The organism is Sulfurimonas sp. (assembly GCF_026988655.1).
Classification (GTDB): Bacteria; Campylobacterota; Campylobacteria; order Campylobacterales; family Sulfurimonadaceae; genus Sulfurimonas.
This window is the reverse complement of record NZ_JALSKT010000085.1, coordinates 1-18,842: the sequence shown is the minus strand read 5'-3', so window position 1 is coordinate 18,842 and position 18,842 is coordinate 1. Positions and strand designations below refer to the sequence as shown.

General features: G+C 34.5%; 15 protein-coding genes. 8 read left to right on the top strand and 7 right to left on the bottom strand.

Going from position 1 to position 18,842, the window contains the following annotated elements; translation table 11 throughout:
- The first annotated feature begins 39 nt into the window (after positions 1-39).
- Together MV052_RS09905 and glmS are read left to right on the top strand one after the other, a co-directional pair.
- Positions 40-2,553, top strand: coding sequence for a nucleotidyltransferase domain-containing protein (locus MV052_RS09905; protein ID WP_297443903.1), 2,514 nt, complete (start codon positions 40-42; stop codon positions 2,551-2,553).
- Between the two features lie 16 nt (positions 2,554-2,569).
- Positions 2,570-4,384, top strand: a complete 1,815-nt coding sequence (gene glmS / locus MV052_RS09900; protein ID WP_297443901.1) for a glutamine--fructose-6-phosphate transaminase (isomerizing) — start codon at positions 2,570-2,572, stop codon at positions 4,382-4,384.
- A 61-nt stretch (positions 4,385-4,445) separates the two neighbouring features.
- Here glmS and MV052_RS09895 read toward each other — a convergent pair whose 3' ends face one another.
- Positions 4,446-5,615, bottom strand: coding sequence for an Mrp/NBP35 family ATP-binding protein (locus tag MV052_RS09895; protein WP_297443900.1), 1,170 nt, complete (start codon positions 5,613-5,615; stop codon positions 4,446-4,448).
- Between the two features lie 293 nt (positions 5,616-5,908).
- Positions 5,909-7,306, bottom strand: coding sequence for a phosphomethylpyrimidine synthase ThiC (thiC, locus tag MV052_RS09890; RefSeq protein ID WP_297443898.1), 1,398 nt, complete (start codon positions 7,304-7,306; stop codon positions 5,909-5,911).
- A gap of 206 nt (positions 7,307-7,512) precedes the next feature.
- On the opposite strand from thiC, the gene MV052_RS09885 reads away from it, so the two are divergent.
- The 4 genes from MV052_RS09885 to MV052_RS09870 are packed head-to-tail and all read left to right on the top strand — an operon-like array spanning position 7,513 to position 11,208.
- Entirely contained in the window at positions 7,513-8,631 is a 1,119-nt protein-coding gene (locus tag MV052_RS09885; protein WP_297443897.1) for a bifunctional 2-C-methyl-D-erythritol 4-phosphate cytidylyltransferase/2-C-methyl-D-erythritol 2,4-cyclodiphosphate synthase, read from the top strand.
- Between the two features lie 6 nt (positions 8,632-8,637).
- Positions 8,638-9,525, top strand: a complete 888-nt coding sequence (locus MV052_RS09880; RefSeq protein ID WP_297443895.1) for a response regulator — start codon at positions 8,638-8,640, stop codon at positions 9,523-9,525.
- A complete protein-coding gene (locus tag MV052_RS09875) occupies positions 9,503-10,693 on the top strand; it encodes a sulfate adenylyltransferase (protein ID WP_297443893.1) in 1,191 nt (396 codons plus the stop codon). Before MV052_RS09880 ends, MV052_RS09875 begins: the two co-directional genes overlap by 23 nt.
- A gap of 8 nt (positions 10,694-10,701) precedes the next feature.
- On the top strand, positions 10,702-11,208 hold the full coding sequence (locus tag MV052_RS09870) for a phosphatidylglycerophosphatase A (protein ID WP_297443891.1): 507 nt from the start codon (positions 10,702-10,704) through the stop codon (positions 11,206-11,208).
- Positions 11,209-11,308: 100 nt separating this feature from the next.
- On the opposite strand, the gene MV052_RS09865 is transcribed toward MV052_RS09870, so the two are convergent.
- Genes MV052_RS09865 through gdhA form a run of 5 tightly spaced genes read right to left on the bottom strand, consistent with a single transcriptional unit; the run spans position 11,309 to position 16,630 of the window.
- On the bottom strand, positions 11,309-11,503 hold the full coding sequence (locus tag MV052_RS09865) for a YwbE family protein (protein ID WP_297443889.1): 195 nt from the start codon (positions 11,501-11,503) through the stop codon (positions 11,309-11,311).
- Positions 11,503-12,270, bottom strand: a complete 768-nt coding sequence (locus MV052_RS09860; RefSeq protein WP_297443887.1) for a hypothetical protein — start codon at positions 12,268-12,270, stop codon at positions 11,503-11,505. The genes MV052_RS09865 and MV052_RS09860 overlap by 1 nt, the downstream gene beginning before the upstream one ends.
- On the bottom strand, positions 12,267-13,361 hold the full coding sequence (locus tag MV052_RS09855; RefSeq protein WP_297443885.1) for a 4Fe-4S dicluster domain-containing protein: 1,095 nt from the start codon (positions 13,359-13,361) through the stop codon (positions 12,267-12,269). The genes MV052_RS09860 and MV052_RS09855 overlap by 4 nt, the downstream gene beginning before the upstream one ends.
- 57 nt (positions 13,362-13,418) lie before the next feature.
- The gene (locus MV052_RS09850; RefSeq protein WP_297443883.1) at positions 13,419-15,269 is read right to left on the bottom strand and encodes a mechanosensitive ion channel family protein; all 1,851 of its coding nucleotides are present in this window, start codon (positions 15,267-15,269) and stop codon (positions 13,419-13,421) included.
- A gap of 5 nt (positions 15,270-15,274) precedes the next feature.
- Positions 15,275-16,630 carry an NADP-specific glutamate dehydrogenase gene (gene gdhA, locus MV052_RS09845; RefSeq protein WP_297443881.1) on the bottom strand — a complete coding sequence of 452 codons (1,356 nt, stop codon included), beginning with the start codon at positions 16,628-16,630 and terminating at the stop codon, positions 15,275-15,277.
- Between the two features lie 187 nt (positions 16,631-16,817).
- On the opposite strand from gdhA, the gene MV052_RS09840 reads away from it, so the two are divergent.
- Both MV052_RS09840 and MV052_RS09835 read left to right on the top strand, forming a co-directional pair.
- Positions 16,818-16,973, top strand: coding sequence for a hypothetical protein (locus MV052_RS09840; protein ID WP_297443879.1), 156 nt, complete (start codon positions 16,818-16,820; stop codon positions 16,971-16,973).
- Positions 16,930-18,729: a methyl-accepting chemotaxis protein gene (locus MV052_RS09835; protein WP_297443877.1), complete on the top strand. Its 1,800-nt coding sequence runs from the start codon at positions 16,930-16,932 to the stop codon at positions 18,727-18,729. Before MV052_RS09840 ends, MV052_RS09835 begins: the two co-directional genes overlap by 44 nt.
- Positions 18,730-18,842: the final 113 nt, after the last annotated feature.

Below are 18,842 nucleotides of genomic sequence, written 5' to 3'. Positions count from 1 at the left end.
TACTATACTATAATTTAATAAAAATTTGAGATAAATACCATGAACTTACTACTAGAAATAGAAAATATCATTGAAAAAAATGGTTCAGACTTTGAACTTTCAAAACTCTTTAGACAATATATCAAAGAGTATAAAGAATCGCTTCCTGAGCTTTTTACAAAGAACCAAGGAAAAGATTTTCTTGTTCGCCATACAAAAAAACTTGACTCCATCATAGACCTGATGTATAAAACGGTCTTGCGTAGAGTCTTTGGCAACTATCTCCCAATGCGAAGCTCTATCCCCATAGCCATTGTCGCACTTGGCAGTTATGGACGTGAGCAGCTTAGCGTGCAAAGTGATATCGACTTACTTATCGTTTATAAAGATGTTGAGGGCTATAACACCAAACTCATCATAGAAAAACTTTTCTATCTGGCACTCGATGCAGGGATGAAGCTCGGACATAGAGTGCATGAAGTAGCGGATCTTTATCAAGCTAGTACGGAGGATGTTACCATCAAGACCTCTTTAATGGAATCACGCTTGATTACAGGTTCTCCTTTTACCTGGCATGCAACCCAAAGAGAGCTAAATAAAATTAGACTTGATAAACAAAAAGAGTTTATCATAGCCAAGATTGAAGAAGCCCAAATAAGGCGAAAAAAATACCCAAGCACAATGCAGCCAAATATCAAAGAGAGTGTTGGAGGGCTGCGTGATACGCATTTGATTTTTTGGATTGCAAAAACCATTTATGGGATTGATACTATTAAAGAGTTAAGTGGAACAGTTTTTAGTGAAGATGAATATAAAGAATACCGTATAGCATTAGAATTATTGTACCGTGTACGAAGCGCTCTGCATCTCATCACCAAAAAGCAAGAAGACAGGCTCTTGCTCGAATATATTCCAGAAGTGAGTAAACTTCTTGGGTTTAAAGAGCAAAAAAAGCTAGCTTCAAAAGTCTTAGAAGCTGAGTGGCGTATCAATAATTTCGTACAAATATTTGTCAAAAAAATGGTACGCCAATTTATATACGATACAAATAATATCATGACCTTTAAACGCGGTAGAATCCAAAAAGGCTTTTACTTAAACGACTCAAGACTGTATGCTTCCTTTCATCTGCCAAAGCAGGATATAAAGGTACTTTTACAATTACTTATAGACTTAGAAGATAAACACTACCGTTTTGATGCTGGATTTTTATATCAATTTACTACAGCAAAAATCATACATCCATTAAGTGGTAAAATCTACATACTTCTCAAAGAGCTAATGAAAAAAGAACATATTGCTTGTTTTTTAGAACTTTTTTATGATGCAGGAATACTTGAAGAACTCTTTCCTAACTTCAAAAAAGTCATGCATCTTCCACAGTTTGACGGATACCATCAGTACCCTGTTGATGTGCACTCTATCAAATGTGTTGAAGCCTTAGAAAATATCAGTGATCCATTTTTGAAAACACTCTATCAAGCCCTTAATGGGGATGAAAAGCTTTTACTTAAAATAGTTGTCTTTTTCCATGACAGTGGAAAAGGAAGAGTGCAAGACCACAGTGAAGTTGGTGCTAAACTTGTTGCACAATTTACTAAAAAAATCAATATAAGTGAAGAAAATATCAAGCGGGCAGTGACATTAACACGCCACCATGTGCTTATGAGTAGTGTTGCGTTTAAAGAAAATATTCATAATGAAAAAACATTGTATAAATTTATGTCAAAAATCGAAGATACAAAAAACCTCAAGCTACTTTATCTACTAACCTATGCAGATATTAGTGGTGTTGGAGGAGATATTTATAACTCATTTAACGCTAAACTTCTTTTTGATTTATATCAAAATGCCTTAGAAGTTGCCGAAAATAAAGGAAGAATCACCGATGCAAAAAAACGTCTTTTGATTGAAACAAGAGTAAAAAACCTAGCAGAGTTTAAAGAGCTGCCAAGTCTATTACAGAAAAAAATACTCACAATAGAGTCTAGTCTTTTCTTCTTTAAACACTCCCCTCAGGATATTATTCATATTGCTAAAATTGCTAGAGAGACAAAAGAGTACAGTTTTAGTGTCAAACACGAAAACTCTCTTAGCATAGAAATATTTAGACATATTCCTCTCAATATCAGCTATCTTTTAGCAACTTTGGCACATTTGCAAGTAGGTTCTATGGAGATTTTTACACTTTTTGATGGGCTAAAATATTTTAAAATTGAATTTATCCAAAATGTTGATGAAAATATTTTAGTTGAAGTTCAAGATATCATTGACAATGCTTTTGATATGAGCAAAAAGGTCCCTCTCAAAAAGATTACTATTTTAAAAAATGAGATCAATATTGACTGTGAACACTCACTCACCCATGCGGAACTCACCATTCATACAGCTAATCAAACAGGATTACTTGCTTATGTTATGTACAAGTTTGAAGAACTTGGAATCAATATCATCACAGCAAAAATACATTCAAGCAAACACAAAGTAAGAGATAGTTTTTTAATGGAAAAACAAAACAAAATATGTAATAATGTTGAAAATATTTATGAAGTATTAAGTGCTAGACCACAATAAAAAATAAGGAAAATTTATGTGCGGAATTGTCGGTTATTTAGGAAAAAAGAACACAAAAGAGATTTTATTAGAGGGGCTTAAAGAGCTCGAATATAGAGGCTATGATTCAGCAGGTATCGCCATTTTAAGCGATAACAATTTCTCAAGCTTTAAAGCTGTCGGAAAACTCGTTAATCTCGAAGACAAAACAAAAGATTTTGTAACTGATAAATTCGCTGTCGGTATTGGACATACAAGATGGGCTACACATGGAAAACCTACAGAACTTAATGCGCATCCTCATGTTGGAAGCAGCTCTTATGTTGTCCACAATGGTATCATTGAAAACTATGCAGAACTTAAAAAAGAGTTACAAGAAAAAGGTGTTCACTTTTTAAGTCAAACAGATACAGAAGTTATAGTACATCTCTTTGAGGAAAAATTAAAGAAGAGTGCTGATGCTTTTGAAGCCTTTAAAGAAACTATCTCTGAGCTTGAAGGTGCGTACGCTATCTTACTTGTAACAAAAGGTGAAGATGAAAGAATCTTTTTTGCAAAAAACGGTTCACCAATGCTTGTTGGTATCAACACAGAAAATGAAAAATACTTTGCTTCATCAGACACACCTCTTATTGGGCATTGTAGTGATGTTAACTACTTTGAAGATGGAGATTACGGTTATGTTACTCCTGAGAAAATTGTTATATTTGACAAAAATGATACACAAAGAGAGCCTATCTTTACAAAACTCTCAACAAACAAACTCTCTGCACAAAAAGATGGCTACCGTTTCTTCATGGAAAAAGAGATATATGAACAAAGTGATGTGATTGTTGATACACTCCTTGGACGTCTGAGCGAAAATGAAATCATTTTAGATGAAATAGACAGCTCACTTTTTGATGGTATCAATGAAATCAAACTTTGTGCTTGTGGTACTTCGTATCACTCAGCACTTACAGCTTCATATATGTTTGAACGCTACTCAAAAGTAAAAACCTCCGTTGAAGTTGCTTCTGAGTTTCGTTACCGTGAACCTATTATGACAAAAGATACCCTTTTTGTCGTTATCTCACAAAGTGGTGAGACAGCCGATACTTTAGAGACTTTAAAGATGGCAAAAAATGCAGGTTTGAAAACTCTTGTAATCTGTAATGTTGACAACTCTTCTATGGTTCGCATCGCAGATGCAAGTATATTAACTCGTGCAGGGATTGAAAAAGGTGTGGCTTCTACCAAAGCATTTGCTACACAAGTTGTGGTTTTTTGGATGCTTTCACTCTATGTAGCAAAACTAAGAAATACACTTGATGCCCAAGAGATAGCAAAACAGATAGCTCTTCTTCGAGAAGTTCCTAGAAGTGTAAAAGTTGAAGACTCTATGCATGAACGTATCAAGCGTTTATCAAAAAGATATCTTCATGGACATGGTTTCTTTTTTATAGGAAGAGATCTTTTTTATCCACTTGCACTTGAGGGTGCCCTAAAACTTAAAGAGATATCATACTTGCATGCTGAGGGCTATCCAAGTGGTGAGATGAAGCATGGTCCAATCGCACTTGCTGATCCTGAGTTGTTCACTATTGCCCTACTTCCCGAGCATTTATTATATGAAAAATCAAAAAGTAATGTAGAAGAGCTAAGTGCAAGAGATGCAACTATCTGTGCCATCTCTCCTTTAGTATTTGATAAGGCAGATGATTATATTCAAACGCAGCCACAAAGTCATTATATGTTAGAATTTTTTGAGATGATGGTTGTAGTACAAATATTGTCACTTGAAATTTCTGTAAGACTTGGGAATGATGTTGATATGCCTAGAAATCTTGCTAAAAGTGTTACTGTAGAATAAATAAAATTGAAAGAATAATAAATTTGATTTCTTCGGGAAAATCCCGAAGAAGATGAAGCTACTAGTGGCAGCCACATCCTGTACCGCAACTCTCGTCACTACTTTGTGCTTTAGGAGCAGCAGCACCAGTTGAACATGCACTTACACCTGGAGGTGTAGTCGGTTGTACAGCTTGGTTATCTACTCCACCGTTTGCATTGATCTCTTCTATCGTTGTCCAAATAGACTCAGCAGCTTGCATATAGCGTTTTGCTGTTTCACTTGTTGGAGCTACAAAAGTGATAGGTTTACCCTCATCACCACCAGTTCTGATAGCAGGCTCGATTGGAATTTCAGCAATGATTTTTGTATCAAACTCATCGGCCATTGGTTGTGATGTTCCTTTTCCAAAGATGTCATACTCAACACCAGTATCTGGAGCAATAAATCCACTCATATTTTCAACAATTCCAGCGATAGGAATGTTCAGTTTTTTAAACATATCTAATGAACGACGTGAATCATCAAGAGAAACGCTTTGTGGCGTTGTCACTGTTAGACCTGCAGTTACTGGAACAGCTTGAGCAAGTGTAAGTTGTGCATCACCAGTTCCCGGTGGCATATCGATAACTAAAACATCTAGTTCTGACCATAAGATATCACGTAAAAATTGTTCAATTGCTTTCATGATCATTGCACCACGCCAGATTAATGACTGACCTTCTTCCATTAATGAACCCATAGACATTACTTCAAGACCATAGGCCTTAATTGGAAGGACTTTGTTGCCATTTACTTCAGGTTTTATGTCAGAAATCCCAAGCATACGAGGGATATTTGGACCATAGATATCTGCATCTAAAAGACCGACTTTTTTCCCTTGAGCTGCAAGTGCAATCGCTACATTTACTGCAGTAGTTGATTTACCAACCCCACCCTTACCAGAACTTACCATAAGAAAGTTTTTGATTTGCGGTGCTATATTTTTCCCTTGAGAAGAACTTTCTCTTGGCATTTGAGGAGCTTTTACATTAATAGTAATACCTTCAAAACCCTCTCTCATAAGTTCAGCAGTTGCTTCATCTTTAATTTGTTGTGCAACTTCTGGAGCTGATGAAGTGATTTCAACGCTCAAGCTAACATCATTTCCATTTACTACTATATCTTTTACAAAACCAAAAGTTACGATATCTTTGGTGAAACCAGGATACATTACTTTTGAAAGTGCTGATTTTACATTTTCTTCAGTCATATTGTCTATTTTCCTTTAATTTTATTTTATAAAATTTAAGGGAACCTTTTTCATTCCCTTTTTCTCACGCCAAAGGAACAAGTCCCTTTAGCTACGTTAACGCTTGGTTTCCCTCGACAGGAAGTCCACGGCACTTTGTGCCTTTTCGTTTGTGTTTCATAAATTTAAGGGAATCTTTTCATTCCCTTCTATCATTTTTATCTCTTTTTACAAAGAAATAATTTTTGAATTATAGTATATCTAAATAAGACAAATATTGTCTTGTTTAGAATCTACTTTTTTCAAAAATTACTTTAAGCTAAAAGAGCGGCTTCTTCCTCTGCTTCTTTTGCTTTTGCATCTGCTGCGATTTGTGCAATCGCTTCAGGGTTATCCATAATCTCTTGCGTTATTTTGTAAGAACAAAATTTTGGTCCACACATAGAACAAAATTCTGCCTCTTTAAATACATCTTGAGGGAGTGTTTCATCGTGATACTCACGCGCTCTTTCACTATCAAGTGCAAGTTCGAACTGTTTTTCCCAGTCAAATGTATAACGTGCATCACTCATTTCATCATCAATATCGCGCGCACCTTTACGACCACGGGCAATATCAGCAGCATGAGCGGCAATTTTATAGGCAATGATACCTTCACGTACATCTTCTGCGTTTGGAAGTCCTAAATGCTCTTTTGGTGTTACATAACATAACATTGAAGCACCATGCCATCCACCGACAGCTGCACCAATTGCAGAAGAGATATGGTCATATCCAGCTGCAATATCAGTAACTAATGGCCCTAAAATATAAAAAGGAGCCTCATGACAAAGTTCTCTTTGAATTTTCATATTACGTTCAATTTGATTGATTGGCACATGTCCTGGACCTTCAATCATAACTTGAACATCTTTTTCCCAAGCTTTCAGTGTAAGTTCACCTAAAACTTTCAATTCGCCAAGTTGTGCTTCATCAGATGCATCTGCTAAACAACCAGGACGAAGAGAATCTCCAAGAGAAAGACTAACATCATATTTGGCACAGATATCTAAAATATCATCAAAAGCAGTATAAAAAGGATTTTCTCTATGATAATGCATCATCCAAGCAGCCATTAAAGAACCACCACGAGAAACGATTCCCATTTTACGTTTTGCAACTTTTGGCATAGTCTCAAGAAGGAAACCTGCGTGAATTGTAAAGTACGAGACACCTTGTTTTGCTTGACGCTCAAGAACATCAAGCATTACTTCTATAGTTAAATCTTCGATTTTGTTTCCAACATCATGAAGGATTTGATAAATAGGCACAGTCCCAATAGGAATCTTTGAAGAAGCAATAACAGCTTTTCTAATCTCATCCAAATCACCACCAGTTGAAAGGTCCATTGCTGTATCTGCTTTATAGTGTTGAGAAACTTGCATCTTCTCAACTTCACCCTGAACGTCTGAAGCTATTGCTGAAGAACCAATATTTGCATTGATTTTACACTTACTTGCGATTCCGATAGCCATAGGTTCTAATGCTGTATGGTTAATATTTGCCGGTATAATTAATCTACCACGTGCTATCTCACTACGAACTAGTTCAGGAGATAAATCTTCTATTTTTGCGACATATTCCATCTCTTGTGTGATTATGCCTTTTTTTGCATAGTGCATCTGTGTTCTCACAGAATCACTTTCTCGCTCTTTTACCCATGAAGATCTCATAAGTTTCTCCTATTTATTATATTTTAGATTCTTTTATATATGATGGAAATATAATCAAATAAAGTTAATCTAACATAAAGTAAACATATTGATAAGATTATTTATGCAATATTTGACTCTATCTAGGCACTAATTTACACATTCAAGATAAAAAAAAGCTTTTTGGGTGTATAATTTCGTAACACTTTTAAGGATGAGGAGACTATTTGCCCGATTTAACACTTGTACTCTTAGCAGCAGGTAGCTCTAGTCGTTTTGACATGAATGTTAAAAAACAGTGGCTCCGAATCGCTCACAAGCCTTTATGGCAGTATGTGGCAGACAATTTTTACAGCACTAAACTCTTTACTAAGATTATCATCGTCTCGACGGCAGATGAAATTCCTTTTATGCAAAATTATGCAGACTATACCTTTATTACAGGTGGAAATACGCGACAACAATCCCTTAAAAATGCTTTAAACGCAGTAGAGAGTGATTATGTTTTAGTAAGTGATGTTGCAAGAGCTTGTATTAACAAAGAGCTCTTAAACAGAATCATTAGCTGTAAAAATGATGCTGATTCTATTGTTCCTTTTTTAAAAGTAACAGATACTATAGTTTATGAAGATAAAACAATAGATAGAGATAAAGTAAAACGTATCCAAACCCCTCAACTCTCAAAAACTTCCATTTTAAAATCATCATTACAAACAAAAGAAGAGTTCACAGATGAAAGTAGTGCAATCACTGCGTTTGGAGGAACAAGAGTATTTGTTACAGGCGATGAAGAGGCGCATAAAATCACATACACACATGATCTCAATAAATTACCATGTCTTGAAGCACCATCATCTGATATTTTAAGTGGTAATGGCTTTGATGTGCATGCTTTTGATGATAAAGGTGAAATGTTTCTTGGCGGCGTGAAGATAGAGAGTGAGTTTGGATTTAAAGCCCATAGTGATGGGGATGTAGCACTTCATTCTCTTATAGATGCACTTTTAGGTGCTGCGGGAATGGGTGACATTGGGATGTTATTTCCTGACAATGATGACGCATATAAGGGAATAGATTCAAAAGAACTTCTTTCACGTGTAGTCAATAAACTTTACAATTATGGTTTTATTATTGTGAATGTAGATATCACAATAGCAGCACAAAAACCAAGAATTGCTAAGTACAAAAATGAAATGAGAAAAGTGATCGCAGAGCTTTTACATATAGATAAAGCAAGAGTGAATGTCAAAGCAACTACTACTGAAAAACTTGGCTTTATTGGCCGAGCAGAAGGTGTTGGTGTATTGGCAAATGCAAATTTAAAATATTATAACTGGAAACGATAGGACAACATGAAAATATTAATTATAGAAAACGAAGTTTATTTAGCACAAAGTATAGCAACAAAACTCGGAGAGCTTGGACATGTCTGTGAGATGTGTACTTCTACAAAAGATGCCATTAGAAGTAACAACTATGATGCAGTCTTGCTCTCAACAAACATAAATGGCCAAGACTTTATTCCTGTCATCGAGACTTTTAAAAATTCAATCGTCATTCTCATGGTTTCTTACATTAGTAATGATACTGTTTCAAAACCACTGAGTGCAGGGGCAAAGGACTACATCCTAAAACCTTTTATGATAGAAGAGCTCGTCAGAAAAATCGACCATTATCAAGATTATGAAAGACTCAAAAAACGTAATGAAGCATATGAAAAATACATCGAATATAACTTTGCTGCAACAAAGCATGGTCACTCTCTTGAAGATTTAAACCTTCCTATCTTTGTCTCCTCAAATTTTCAAAAATATAGCGATGCTTTTGCCTTTGAATATGCAAAAAAAGAAAATTTACCAATCCATTTCATAACGCTTACGAGCTCTAAAGCTATGAGTCAGATTGACTCTTTACCTCAGAACTCTATAGCCTATATCGTAGATTATCAAGCACTTAAAAAAGCAGATAAAGAACTCTTTTGTGAACTTATAGATGGGAAAAAAGCGATAGTTGCGAGTAATGATAAAATAGAAGATGTTCATTTCCCAGTTATTGAAATAAAAAGTGAAAACAATGTTTTTGACAAAGGTGAAATCTTACCTATTGAAGATTATGTAAAATTTATTGTTCTAAACTACCAAGACAAATATCCAGACACTGAACTTTCTAAAAAATTAGGTATTAGTCGTAAAAGTTTATGGGAAAAAAGAAAAAAATATGACATCATCAAGAAAAAATAAGACACTTTATATAGATAAAGAAGCTGCATCAGTTTTAGAACTTGTAGCCAACTCTCTTTTAAAACCTGTCACAAAACTGATGAATGAAGAGGAGTCTCAAGAGGTCTTAAAAACAGGACTGATTGATGGGCAGTCATTTCCTTTCCCTTTTGTTTTAGCTCCATCTGGAAAAAAAAATGAAGAGACCATCAAGTCTTTACAAGCTGGAGATGAGATCACAATTCTTTGTGATGGGCAAGAGTTTGCTACATTAACTACAGAAGAAACATTTCAGATTGATCCCAAAGAACGTGTCAAACATATCTACGGTACTGATGATTTGACACATCCCGGAGTTATGGCAACAATAAAACGCATAGGTAATTGGGCTTTGAGTGGAGAATATAAAATTCTTCATGGGATAAAAAATAAGAACAAAATACTTATAGAAAAAGCCAAAGAGCGCATAGGTGCAAAGCATACAAGCTCTTTAATGATGGGAGCAAATCCACTCCACCGTGCGCATGAGCGACTTATCAGACAAAGTCTTGAAAACACTGATTTACTCGTAATTTTCCTACTTAAACCATATGATAGTGCAAACTTAAAATTTGAAATACGAAAAGAGGCACTTGAGTACTTTATCAACAACTTTCTACCAAAAAATCGTGTCATCATTGTACCACTTGAAAATAGTTATATCTTTGCAGGCTATAACGAGATTATTATTGATGCTATTGTTGCAAAAAACTACGGCTGCAATCGTCTAACTATCGGACGGAATCATGCTGGACTTGGAATGTTTTATGATTGTAATTCCAATAAGTCTATCATAGACAAGGTTACTGGCATAAACATAGAAATTACAGTTGCAAGTGAGTATGTTTATTGCGACGAATGTAAAACATTAGTGAGCAAAAACACCTGTCCACACGGACAACACCATCAAATATCTTATCATGCTGATTCTATTTTAGCACTGCTTGAAGCGGGGATTTTACCTCCTGCTGTTCTTATGAGAAAAGAGATTTCCTCATTTTTACTCTCAAAACTTTTTCCAAATAGATTTAAAAATCTTGAAAAACTCTATTATGATACTTTTCCCGTAAAAGGACTTCTAGAAGAGCACTCCGAAAAAGATTTTTATCTTGAGCTTATGAAGCTATATCAAACTACATCATTAACATAAGGAAACAAATGCACTGGTTTTTTCTAACGCTTGGCTATAGCGGGCTTTCTCCCAAAGCACCTGGAACGATGGGAACACTCGTATCTTTACCACTTGGTATGGTTATCTTAATCTACCTTGATGCTACAACACTTTTTTTAGCTGCTTTACTTATCTCGCTTATTGCTATAAAAATTATTAATACATACGAAGAAGAGACAAATAACCATGATGACCAACGTATAGTCATTGATGAGCTTGCAGGTATGTGGTTTGCACTTAGTGTTGCCCCTGCTGCTGGTGTGGCATTTGACAATGTATTAGACTTACAAAATGGCTTTTTAGTTCAAGCACTACTCTCTTTCGTACTATTTCGATATTTCGATATTACAAAACCGTCTATTATTGGAAGGATTGACCGTGAAGCTAAAGGTGGTGTAGGAGTTATGGGTGATGACATCATTGCTGGTTTTGCAGCAGGAATCTCTTCTGCTGTTCTTTGGCAAGGCTGGCTTTACCTCGCTAAAATACTATAATGTAGAGTTCTTAAAAAGTTTACTTTTATAGCTTTAGGGGGTTGTAGGGACATAATGTCCCTGCCGTTATAATGGGCTTTGCTCATTATAGTATATACAACTAGTATATTTCTTTTACACGCCCTACTTCACCACTCATAAGTCGTACTTTTATACCGTGAGGATGTGTAGCCGATTTTGTTAAGATATCTCTAACAATTCCATCAGTCAGGTATCCTGTGTCTTGATCTTGTTTTAAGACAATAGCAACAGAATCACCATGCTTAATGTCTGCTCGTTTTTGACCACTTCGCATTATATTTTAAACCTCGTAATTTCACTATATGCTTTTTGTGTTAAATCTTCTAGCATATCATCATAAGCGATATACTCACTTCCAAGTTCTAATGCTCTTTGCTTTAAAGGAGAAAATTGTTTTTTATTTTTCATATCAAATGCAAATTTTGGTAATCTATCTACCATACTAAGCGCACCCATATCTGAGAAATCTAGAACTGCATCATAGGCTGATAAATCAACATGCATATCTTCAGCTATTCTATTTATATCTGCCTTTGAAAGCTCTACATCTTTAGTAAAACGCATCAACTCTTCTAGATTATCATGAAAATAACTCAGATGAAAACCACAAGCTAAAAATGAAAATGCTTTTGCGTAATGATTTATTCCAATGATAGCAATTTTTGAGATAAACATATCTTTGAGTTTTTCAGTTAATACACGTATGCTAAATATATCACCACGTAAGGTTTCTCCCTCTTTATAGATAATATCGCACATGCCACTGCGTTTGACTAAGGAAGAAGCATCATCTAAAGTATCTACTACATCTGCTACATATTCACTCGATATAACAGCACCATTTACATGGGATTTTTTCATATTTGAAAAAGTAAAATAAAGATCATCTGCTCTAATATTCATAGGAATTATCATTGTATCATCACTGTTTTGCTTAAACGTTTTGTTCAGTTTTGCACTAAAACTACTATTGCCCGCATGTTCACCTATATATCCAAACAGTTTCGTTTGTTTAGATATTTGGTTTTCATTATTCATCATTCTTCTATCCCCCACAAAGCTTTTGCTTCTTCTTCTTCTATTTTACATCTATAACACATAGTATCATTGCTGTTTGAACTAAAAATACTGCCACACTCATCACATCTTCTTACATTAAAAGAGATCAAATTAACCGCTTCAGGCTCAAAAAACTCTTTCATTTTATAAGAGCTTGAAAGTGTTATGGCATCGGGTTCACATACATCATGACAAATATGACATTTGATACATAAAAATGGATCAAAATCAATCTTAGAATTTTTCAAGTCAGATGTCAATGCCCCAGTTGGACAAACTCTATAACACATTTGACATGCTGTACAACTCTCCTCATTCATCAATTTTTGGGAAGTAAAACTAATTTCAGTTGCATCAATAATATGAAAAGTAGAAGGCTTCTCGACTCTTTTTAGTGCAGTAAAGAGAATTTTTCGCTTATTAGGAAGTGTTTTTTTACGAAGGAGCGCAATATCTGTTTTTGCCAATGAGTGCTCGATGAGTTCATCACTTGCCTTTTGCACTTCATCTTCAAAACTTTTTTTGACTTTTGCAACACTTTTAAGATTTAGATTGTTTAAAAAATCTCTTCTGTCTGTTGTCGCTTCATTCTCACTATTGTACTTCACATCTTCAAGTTTAATTGTGGCATCATTTTCCATAGCTTCAAGAATATATGTCGCTTCTTCATAATTTTCTAAAATTTGCTTATGGCATGTTGAGGCAATATCACACTCATTACAATACCCCATGTCAAAAACTATCTCTTTTTTAAGTGTTACCATTGAGAGAATATGCTCAACACTTAAAGCAGAGATACAAGGTACATTTTTACGACAAGAGATCAGATTATCTTCATCTTCAATAAAGTCAAAAAAGAAATCAGTAGGAGAAAATTCTTCAAGTGTCAGTGCTTCACTTGGACAAACTCCACCACAAGCTCCACAAGTCACACAAGTTGAAAAGTTAATTGCAGGAAGTGCTGTTCCTTTTGTGATAACGATAGCATTTGTTGGACAGACTACTTCACATTTATTACATTCGCTCTCTACACTAAGCGAACGTACACATAAACCGGCATTTAGTTTTAACATAAAAATTCTTTATAGTAATATTTAGAAAAATGATTTTATCACAAAATACTGAAATTCTTATGAGCCAATAGACTTTTGCTGCGTTTCGTTATAAATAGATAAAGAAGGAAAAGCAAATTCTAAAGAGTTTTTCTCCATTATTTCCATAATTTTTTCCATAATATCTTGTTTTGTGGCAAGCCACTCTTCCCATGCAACAGATTTTGAAAAACAATAAACTAAGATATTTATACTTGAACTACTAAACTCATCCAAGTATACTAAAAGAGTCTTTTTCACCCCTTCTAAGTCATCTTTTGACACAAGCTTGACACTATGCCCATAAGCTGGATTTTGATGTACATATTTTGTATTTTGTGTTGCAATATCAGGATGATCTTGTAGCATATCTCGTATCTCAACAATGGCCTTGTTAATGTCTTCTATTTTAGAATCATATTTGACTCCAAGATTCATTTTAATGCGTCGTCCAAGTTTTCTTTTGTTCCAGTTTTTTACATCTTTAGAAGCAAAGGTACCATTTGGGATTGCTATAAGTGCATTATCGAAAGTCCGTATCGTTGTTACACGCAAACCAATCTCTACAACCACCCCTTCATTCCCATCTATCTCTATCCAATCTCCTTGAGAGAAAACATTACTAAAAAGTATAGAGAGCGTTCCAAAAAAATTCGATATTGTATCTTTTGCTGCAAAGGCAACAGCAAAACCACCAATCCCAAGACCTGATAGCACTGCAGTCAGATCAACACCTGCAAAATAAAGGGCAATCAATATCCCGATAATAATAATAATAAAGTTAATGATTTTAATACCAACGTTAATAAGTTCACTTTTAATCGGGGTAGATACCGCATCAAAACTACTCAACTTAATGGCAGCGACAGTATTTACTAAAATATAAACAATAAGCGTAAAATAAACACCATAAATAATGTTAAATGCACGAGAGAGAACATCTACCGCACTAAAATCATTGTAGACATAAATCAACATATTTATATTTATAACAATAACCAAGGTTTCAATAGTGATTTTAAGTTTAGAGAGAATAATGTCAGAATATTCTTCTAAAAAATCAATTTTTGAAAAGCCCCTTTGGATAGAAACGTAAACAACTTTTCTGAAGCCATAAATAATAAGTGTTAAAAAAATCATAATCAAGATTTTAATGATACTCAATCCATAAGGTTCTAAAATAAAATTTATATTTTGTACAAAGTGAAAAGACTCAAGATAAACTACAAGACCCATTACATGAAAAGTATAGTATTTATTAAGTCTATACATCTTGTTTTCAAACTTGTAAATATAACTTATCATATCACTATGAATATCCTGTAAAGCATGAAATTCTCTAATATTTTCCTTTAATGCTTTTACTACACTCGAAGATTCTTGCAAGTTCAAATATTTGTCATAATCTCTCTTCGTTAACTGCAAAACTCTCTTTTGCTCATCAACAATATAAGAAGATAATTTTTTTTCAAATTCTTCTAAACTTGGCAGATCAAGTGCCATCAGTACATTCTTAAACAAATTATTTTGATATTTTACTAAGATATAAGATTTTAATTGCACCTCATCACGTAAAACAGCATAGCTATTTCCTGCTCGTTTATTTATGGCTATTATTTTTTTGAGTGAAAAGATTTTTGAATTTATATCTTGTACAACCATGCCATTGTCAATATATTTCTGTTTGTCAGACATAATTTTGTAGAGTTGCTTTTCATATAAATTTTCCTGTTTCTCAATCAACTCACGAATACGCTCTTGGGACAAATTGTTTTCATTGAGTTGTAAATTAAGCTCTATTTGTTTATCTAAAAATGGACTGTATTTAACAGCTGCGTTTAAATTAAGTGTAAGAAAAAAAAGTATAAAAGCTATTAGTATCTGTTTCACTGCGTTTAGATTCCTTCTGCTATCATAGCATCTGCAACTTTTTTAAATCCTGCAATATTTGCACCATCAACATAATTGCCTTCCACGCCATAATCTTTGGCAGTAAGCGCCACCCGTTTACATATCATTTGCATAGTCTCTTTGAGTTTTTCATCTACTTTTGCATAACTCCATTTTGTCATGGAAGCATTTTGACTCATTTCAAATTCACTTACAGCCACCCCACCTGCATTGGCGGCTTTAGCCGGAGCGAAGCAGAGCTTATGACTTTGCAGTAGTGCTATTGCTTCAGGAGTTGATGGCATATTTGCACCTTCAGTGACACTCACACAACCATTAGTTATAAGATTTTGCGCATCGAGTTCATTAAGCTCATTTTGAGTAGCGCAAGGAAAGGCTGCATAACATGGAATATTCCACACTGCATGTGCACCCTCTGGATAATTCTCAACTGGAATATATTCTGCTTCAGAATGTACTTCAGTATACTCTTTTAAAGAAGTTCTGCGCTCAAGTTTGAGAGTTTTTAACAGTTCTAAGTCTACACCTCGTGGATCATATATAGTACCGTGCGAGTCTGAACAACTCACAACAATAGCTCCAATTTGTTGCAGCTTTTCAATCGCATGCAGTGCAACATTTCCAGCACCACTTACCGTACAAATTTTTCCATCCAATGGCTCTTTACCTTCAATCTCAAGCATACTCCCAGTAAAATAAACTGCACCATAGCCTGTAGCTTCAGGGCGCATAAGAGAGCCACCAAAGAAGTATGGCTTCCCTGTTAATGCGCCTTCATAAGAAGATGTGATTTTTTTATATTCACCAAAAAGATAACCAATTTCACGACTACCAACACCAATATCACCAGCAGGAACATCTATGCGAGGACCTATATATTTATAAAGCTCACTCATAAACGCAGTACAAAACTTCATTATCTCAAAATCACTTTTTCCTTTTGGATCAAAATCACTGCCACCCTTTCCTCCTCCGATAGGCAATCCCGTCAAAGAGTTCTTCAGTATTTGCTCAAATCCTAAAAATTTTAATACCCCTTCATTTACCGTTGGATGGAAACGAAGTCCACCTTTATATGGTCCAAGTGCATTATTAAACTGCACTCTATAACCAGTATTTACCTGCACATTATTATTGTCATCCAACCAAGTCACTTTAAATTTTATAATTCTATCAGGAACTACCAAACGTTCAAGGATTGCATATTTAAGATATTTTTCATCAGATTCTAACAATGGAGCGATGGAATATATCACCTCCTCCATTGCTTGATAAAATACAGAATTTTCTGCACAGTCCGTTTTTTCAAATTTTTTAATCTCTTGTTCTGCCATCGTCATATTTATTTTCCTTTAAGCTTGTACTTACTTTTCTCTTTTTGTATATGAATTGTACCACAACCTATTCCAATGTTCTAAAATCTTTTATCACAGAAGTATTATATATTTTTGATATATTATAATTTTTTATATATACTGAATAATTATGTGATAAAATATATTAAAATTTTCACATAAAGGAATATGTATGTTTCAGAATCTCAGTATTAAAAAGAAGATGAATTATCTTATTGTGATGGCAACTTTTGCAATCTTTGCTGCCACAATTTTTGTCTTTGGGGCAATGACAGATATAGAAGATGATTATGATCATCTACACAACACCTATGCAATCAGGATTTAAAGTTCTAGATATAGAAAAACGGCTCAATTATGTGAGCAGAACAACAAGAGACTTGATGATTGGAGGAAACAATCAAACAGATCTTCATAAACTTCGCGCTAACATAGATGCTATTAAAGAAGATTTTTCTGCTTTAGAAATTATTATGAAAGAAGATAAACACTTTCCCCTCCTAAAACAAGCCAAAGAGTCAACAGTCCTTTTTTTGGATAACTCCTATAAGATGATGGAAACCCTTACTGCTGATGAAATTGCCAACGATAAGATAAATGTTTATGCTAAATATAAAACAGAATTAACCCCTTATGCAGAAAAGTCAAGAAAATATTTTAAAGAACTTGTCAAAATTAAAGAAGAAGAACTTCATTCTTTTTCTAGCAAACTAGAATCAAAAATATCTTTTTACAAATATTTTGTTTTCTTAGCAGGACTACTTGTTGGTGTCGTCGTATTTATCTTTGCAAGTAAAATCAGTAACTCAGTGATAACAGGTATCCAAGAATTTACAATGATCATTTCACGTACTGCAAAAGGTGACTTTAGCAATATGTCTACAAACACTTCTTTAGAGACTGAACTAGGAACAATGGGAAAAAATCTCAATGAGCTTATCCAACATATCAACACTCTCATTTCTCAAATCAATACAACTATTACAAATGCTTCAAAAGGTGACTTTAGCACAAAAATCTCTTCTCAAGGGCTTGATGGTGCTTTTGTAGTTGCCATAGACAATGTGGCAAGCACAATCGATATAATGGAAGTACAGTACAAAAAAGTTCTTCGAGATGCTTTTAATACTCAAATTAGTATTCGTAGCGTAAACGTCTCAGAATCTCTTACTGTTATTCAAAAAGATTTAAAAACAAATATTGAAAACATTAAGACAGTGTCTGCTTCAACAAGATTTGCTGCAGAACTTGCAAATGATTCAAGACAGAACATCAATACTGTTGTGGATAATCTTCATGAGCTTCATGAGCAGGTAAATAATAATAATAATACCAATATAGAAGAACTAGCAACTCAGGCTGGGGATATTACTTCAGTTATAGAACTCATAACTGACATCGCTGACCAAACAAATCTTCTTGCTCTCAACGCAGCAATTGAAGCAGCACGCGCTGGTGAACATGGACGTGGATTTGCTGTGGTAGCAGATGAAGTAAGAAAACTTGCTGAGAGAACCCATAAAGCCACAAGTGAGATATCCATCTCAATCAAATCACTGCAGCAAGGGATGAGCGATATTCAAAGTAGTTCTGAGAATATGAAAGAGACTGTTGATTCCTCAACACAAACTATAGAGGAGTTTGAAACTACCCTAGTAGAGCTTAGCGACAACTCTAATAAGATTGTCACACAATCAGTCTTTATGGAAAACAGTGTCTTTATTGTTTTGGCTAAAATCGACCATATACTTTACAAATCTCGTGCTTACAACTCTCTCGTATCACTGAAAAAAGTACTAAAAGCAGTTAATTCTCACCAATGTAATTTAGGAAAATGGTATGATTCAGAAGGTAAAGAACGTTTTGGAAATACCGTGAGCTATCCTCAAGTTGCACAGCCACATAATATTGTCCATACAAACGCAAATACAAATCTCGCCTTTATTGACAATGCAAATCCGGAACAAAATGTTCTTGCTAATCAGGATAAAATTATTCATAACTTTGATGATATGGAAGAAGCATCTCAAAAACTTTTCGTTTTACTTGATGCTATGTTAGAAGAAGTTCATACAGAGGGATAAAGACTATTCCCAGTCACTAAATTTTGACTGGGAGTGTTTATCTTTTTTATAACGTCTTGAATTTTTATTTTTTTCAAGCTGATTTGTAGTATATGTGATATCTTCTTTAATAT

Bases quoted from the DNA above. Each gene is read 5' to 3' on its own strand.
- MV052_RS09905 (WP_297443903.1), top strand. From the start codon at position 40: ATGAACTTACTACTAGAAATAGAAAATATCATTGAAAAAAATGGTTCA.
- glmS (WP_297443901.1), top strand. From the start codon at position 2,570: ATGTGCGGAATTGTCGGTTATTTAGGAAAAAAGAACACAAAAGAGATT.
- MV052_RS09895 (WP_297443900.1), bottom strand. From the start codon at position 5,615: ATGACTGAAGAAAATGTAAAATCAGCACTTTCAAAAGTAATGTATCCT.
- thiC (WP_297443898.1), bottom strand. From the start codon at position 7,306: ATGAGATCTTCATGGGTAAAAGAGCGAGAAAGTGATTCTGTGAGAACA.
- MV052_RS09880 (WP_297443895.1), top strand. From the start codon at position 8,638: ATGAAAATATTAATTATAGAAAACGAAGTTTATTTAGCACAAAGTATA.
- MV052_RS09875 (WP_297443893.1), top strand. From the start codon at position 9,503: ATGACATCATCAAGAAAAAATAAGACACTTTATATAGATAAAGAAGCT.
- MV052_RS09870 (WP_297443891.1), top strand. From the start codon at position 10,702: ATGCACTGGTTTTTTCTAACGCTTGGCTATAGCGGGCTTTCTCCCAAA.
- MV052_RS09865 (WP_297443889.1), bottom strand. From the start codon at position 11,503: ATGCGAAGTGGTCAAAAACGAGCAGACATTAAGCATGGTGATTCTGTT.
- MV052_RS09860 (WP_297443887.1), bottom strand. From the start codon at position 12,270: ATGATGAATAATGAAAACCAAATATCTAAACAAACGAAACTGTTTGGA.
- MV052_RS09855 (WP_297443885.1), bottom strand. From the start codon at position 13,361: ATGTTAAAACTAAATGCCGGTTTATGTGTACGTTCGCTTAGTGTAGAG.
- gdhA (WP_297443881.1), bottom strand. From the start codon at position 16,630: ATGACGATGGCAGAACAAGAGATTAAAAAATTTGAAAAAACGGACTGT.
- MV052_RS09840 (WP_297443879.1), top strand. From the start codon at position 16,818: ATGTTTCAGAATCTCAGTATTAAAAAGAAGATGAATTATCTTATTGTG.
- MV052_RS09835 (WP_297443877.1), top strand. From the start codon at position 16,930: ATGATTATGATCATCTACACAACACCTATGCAATCAGGATTTAAAGTT.